General features: G+C 71.4%; 7 protein-coding genes. 2 read left to right on the top strand and 5 right to left on the bottom strand.

Features of this window, described 5'->3' with window-relative positions; all coding sequences use genetic code 11:
* Positions 1–180, top strand: a 180-nt coding sequence (locus VAE46_RS06310) for a hypothetical protein (RefSeq protein WP_322796074.1), incomplete at its 5' end; no start/stop codon positions are given.
* A 12-nt stretch (positions 181–192) separates the two neighbouring features.
* On the opposite strand, the gene VAE46_RS06305 is transcribed toward VAE46_RS06310, so the two are convergent.
* Genes VAE46_RS06305 through VAE46_RS06290 form a run of 4 tightly spaced genes read right to left on the bottom strand, consistent with a single transcriptional unit; the run spans position 193 to position 3,302 of the window.
* Positions 193–819, bottom strand: a complete 627-nt coding sequence (locus VAE46_RS06305) for a LysM peptidoglycan-binding domain-containing protein (RefSeq protein WP_322796073.1) — start codon at positions 817–819, stop codon at positions 193–195.
* Between the two features lie 23 nt (positions 820–842).
* Positions 843–2,174: a M28 family metallopeptidase gene (locus tag VAE46_RS06300; protein WP_322796072.1), complete on the bottom strand. Its 1,332-nt coding sequence runs from the start codon at positions 2,172–2,174 to the stop codon at positions 843–845.
* A gap of 40 nt (positions 2,175–2,214) precedes the next feature.
* Positions 2,215–2,628, bottom strand: coding sequence for a hypothetical protein (locus tag VAE46_RS06295; RefSeq protein ID WP_322796071.1), 414 nt, complete (start codon positions 2,626–2,628; stop codon positions 2,215–2,217).
* Between the two features lie 50 nt (positions 2,629–2,678).
* A complete protein-coding gene (locus VAE46_RS06290) occupies positions 2,679–3,302 on the bottom strand; it encodes a GDSL-type esterase/lipase family protein (protein WP_322796070.1) in 624 nt (207 codons plus the stop codon).
* Positions 3,303–3,385: 83 nt separating this feature from the next.
* On the opposite strand from VAE46_RS06290, the gene VAE46_RS06285 reads away from it, so the two are divergent.
* Complete coding sequence (locus VAE46_RS06285; protein ID WP_322796069.1) at positions 3,386–3,592, top strand: hypothetical protein; 207 nt, start codon at positions 3,386–3,388, stop codon at positions 3,590–3,592.
* 15 nt (positions 3,593–3,607) lie between these two features.
* On the opposite strand, the gene VAE46_RS13535 is transcribed toward VAE46_RS06285, so the two are convergent.
* Positions 3,608–3,754: a helix-hairpin-helix domain-containing protein gene (locus tag VAE46_RS13535; RefSeq protein WP_416223947.1), complete on the bottom strand. Its 147-nt coding sequence runs from the start codon at positions 3,752–3,754 to the stop codon at positions 3,608–3,610.
* Between the last annotated feature and the right edge of the window lie 19 nt (positions 3,755–3,773).

Genomic DNA, 3,773 nt, shown 5'->3' with positions numbered 1-3,773 from the left:
GTGTACGAACTGGTCCGGGCACGGCATGCGACGGTTCGTGGGCTTTCAGCCCTGGGCCTGCGCAGTGAGGACCTGGGCGCGCCGGTGCGGGTAGCGGCGAAGCGCGCCGGGGTCGCGCCCGAGCGGCTGCTGGCGGCGCTGGGCTGGGAGGCCGGGAGCCAGCCGGTGGCGCCCCGATAGGGGTCGTGGGCCTCAGGGAATACGGATTTCCTGCCCGACCTGGAGGAGGCAATCCTGCGTGAGGCCGTTGGCCGCGATGAGCGCGGCGATGGCCACGCCGTAGCTGGCCGCGATGTCGGCGCAGGTATCGCCCGCCTGGACCACGTAGACCTTCCCGGAGCCGGCGGTGCCGTTCGCGCGGGGGATGGTGGGCGTGGGGCGAACGGTGGGGTTCGAGGTGAGGCCGCCCGAGCCAGCCGCAGGGGTCGGGGTGGGGGCGGGGATGATGATCGTGTCGCCGACGCGCAGGTTGTCGCAGGCCGTGGGGTTGGCGCGGATGAGCGCGTCGAGCGAAATGCCTTCGGCGGCGGCGATGCCGGAACAGGTATCGCCGGATTTCACGGTGTACGTCTTGCGTGCGGCGGAGGTCGGTGAGGCGACCGGGGTGAGGGCCGCGGGGTCGCCGCCCTGGAGCGACACCTGGTTGCCCTGGATGCGATAGAGCACGGGATTCTGCATCGGGGTGGCCGTCGGGACGCGGGCGGGGTCGGTGATGCGCTCGCCGGAGGCGGGTTCGGGGCTGCCGCCTCCGCAGGCTGCGGCGACGAGCCCGGAGAGAACGGCGAGTCCCAGGCCGAGGGCGAGGAGCGTACGTGCCATGGGAGTCATGCTAGGACGCTGCCTCACTGGCGGCCAGCCTGCGGGAGGAGGTCGAGGATGAGCAGGAGGGCAGCGTCGCCGATTGCATCGAGGATGGCGGGCTGGATGGCATCGGGGGTATCGAGGGGCGAATGGATGGTAGAGAAGTCGCCGGAGGTGAAGAAGACGGTCTCGACGCCGAGGTCGGCGAAGCTCATGTGGTCGCTGCCGGTGTTCGGAGGAAGCGATGACGGGACAGCTTCGATGCCGGCTGCTGTGGCCAGTTCGATGGCGCGGGCCGCAGCGGCACTCTCGCCGATGACCTCGACGCGGGAGCCGATGCCGGTGACGTCGAGGTTGATCATGTAGCGGGGGAGGGCGGACGCGGCGGCGAGGCGCTCGGCCAGCGCCTTGCTGCCGTAGAGACCGGACTCTTCGGCGCCGAACAGGGCCAAGCACAGCCCCGGGCGGGGCCCGTCGACTGCCAGCGCGCGGGCGAGCTCGAGGACGTTGGCGGAGCCGCTGGCGTTGTCGTTGGCGCCGGGGGTCCCGGGGACGGAATCGTAGTGGCCGCCAACGATGACGCTGCAGCGGGTATCCCCAGGGCGCCGGGCGATGACGTTGTAGGCGGTGGTGAGCGACGTAGTGCCGGGAGAGGTGATCGCGAGCGTGTCGCCGGCGCGGGCGGCATCGAGAAGGGACTGGCCATCCTCCTGAGAGACGGACACGACAGGGAAGGCCGCGGCGAGGGTAAGGTTCCCGGAGAAGGGACCGGGCTGGTTGTTGACGACGACGAGCCCGATTGCCCCCGCTGCCCGGACGTTTTCGTACTTGGCGGCAAAGGTGAGACCGCCGCGCTCGGCGACGGCGATGCGGCCGGAGAGGTCGCGCCCGGCGATACCGGCGGGGTCGGCGAGGCCGACGTATGCCGAAGGCGCCTCGACCGTGCCGCCGGGGCTGCCGGCCATGGTGAGGGCTTCGATGGCCTGCCCGGCGTGGCGGACTTCGCCAGCGCGGAAGCGGTCGCCGTCGAACTCGAACGGCATGAGCTCGGTTTCGTAGCCGAACGCGCGGAGCTGGGCGATGGCGTACTCGGCGGCGCGGAGCTCGCCGGGGGTGCCGGCCACGCGGGGGCTGGCGGCCAGGGCGAGCAGGTGTTCGAGCGCGCGGTCGACTTCGTGGGATGCCGGCCCGGCGGCTGTGCCGGTGGGCGCGCGGGCTGAGGGGGGCGTGGGGGACGGGGTGAGCGCCACGGAGGGAGATGGCGCGACGGGTGAGGGCGCGGGACCGGCCGGTGCGGGCGCGGTATCGGAGCAGGCCGCGGCAGCGAGGAAGAGCGCGAGGAGCGGGGCAAGAAGCGGACGGGCTGGGTGCACGGTACGAGGGTACGGCCGGGATGGTTACGCGCCGGGAAGGCTAGCGCCGGCGGAAGGGGTTGCGGAAGCGACTGGCCGGGCGCGGCGGCTCGTATTCGATGTAACGGTCGCGCCAGTAGACGCCGCGCGGGCGTCCTGGTGCCGCGGGCGGCCGGCTGCGGAACGAGAGCAGGAACGCCGCGATGAAGATGACGACGCCTGCGAAGGAGAGCCAGATGAGCGGCTGCCAGAACATTGAGAGGAACAGGCCGCCGACCATGATGCCGGCGCCGGACAGCAAGAGGGACGGCGGGTTGAGCTGGATGGACGGAAAGCGGGGGGCCGAAACCCGTCGTGACGCCTGCCGCTTGCGGCGGCGCTCCTCGAGGGAGATGGGCTGGCGGCCGTCCGGCGGAAGCTCGGTGTCGAGCTTCGCCAGCAGCTCTTCGATTTCGCGCTCGATGCGGTCGGCCATGACGGTTTCACCGTAGGACATTCGCGGGCGCGCGTCGATAGGGGGTCGGTTCAGGGTTGGGCAGGTGCGCGGCGGAGGATGGCCTCGGCGAGGGGGCGGGCACGTTCGACCCAGCGTTCGTACATGGCGGCCGAGGGATGGAGGCCGTCGGGGGCGATGAGGGCGGGGTCGCGGGCTGCCTCGCGGGAGATGGGGGTGACATCGAGCCAGGCGGCCCCGGCAGCCCGGGCGGCGGCTTCGTTGATGGCGTTGAAGGCATCGATTTCGGCCGCCACGCGGAGGCGGTCGCGGCCGGCGGCGAAGGGTGTCACGCTCCAATCGGGGATGGAGAGGACGAGGACCCGGGCAGGGTCGTCACCCGCCAGGTCGATGGCGCGGTCGAGGAGGGCCTGGAAGCGGCGGCGGTAGGCGTCATCGGGCGGGAGGCCGCGGTACTGGTCGTTGACGCCGATGAGGAGGGTCACGAGGCGGTACGGGGGTCGAAGGGTGGCCGTCTCCAGGGCGGCGGCGAGCTCGGCGGTCGTCCAGCCGGTGCGGGCGATGATCTCGGGATCGGCGACAGGAATGCCGCGGGCGCGAAGGCGGGCGGCGAGGCGAACGGGCCAGCCTTCGGCGGGCTCGACGGCTTCACCGATGGTGTAGGAATCGCCCAGGGCCAGGAAAGAACGGTGCACAGGGGCACGGTAACGAATCCGACAGGAGCTGTCGCCGGGTTGAACAAAGATGCGGGTCACTCGCGTGAGGAAAGGGGAGCACGATGGACGGGGACCGACCGGGCGCGGGCACGGCGCTGGCGCAGGTCATCGTTGCCGTGCTGGCGTGGTGGCTTGTCACCCTGGCGGGAGACGCCATGTACGCCATTGGATTATGGCCCATTGGAGCAATCCTGCGGATCTTGGCGATCCTGTTTCTCGGCGGGGCTGTGCTGGCGTTCTTCCAGCTGGTCGGGGCGCTGTTCCGGTAGCGACGGACGCGGCGGTTAGAGCTCGGCCTTCACGCGCTCGGCGAGGGCGCGGGTGAAGCCGACGGTGGCCGCGATCTCGTCGACGTCGGCTTCGCGGATCGCCTTGACGCTGCCGAACTTCGTGAGCAGGGCCTTCTTGCGGCGGGGGCCGATGCCGGGGATGGTATCGAGGGCGCTCTGG

The organism is Tepidiforma sp. (genome assembly GCF_034433535.1).
Lineage (GTDB): Bacteria > Chloroflexota > Dehalococcoidia > Tepidiformales > Tepidiformaceae > Tepidiforma.
Note: the sequence above shows the minus strand (reverse complement) of the source record. Positions and strands in the feature narration are given on the sequence as shown.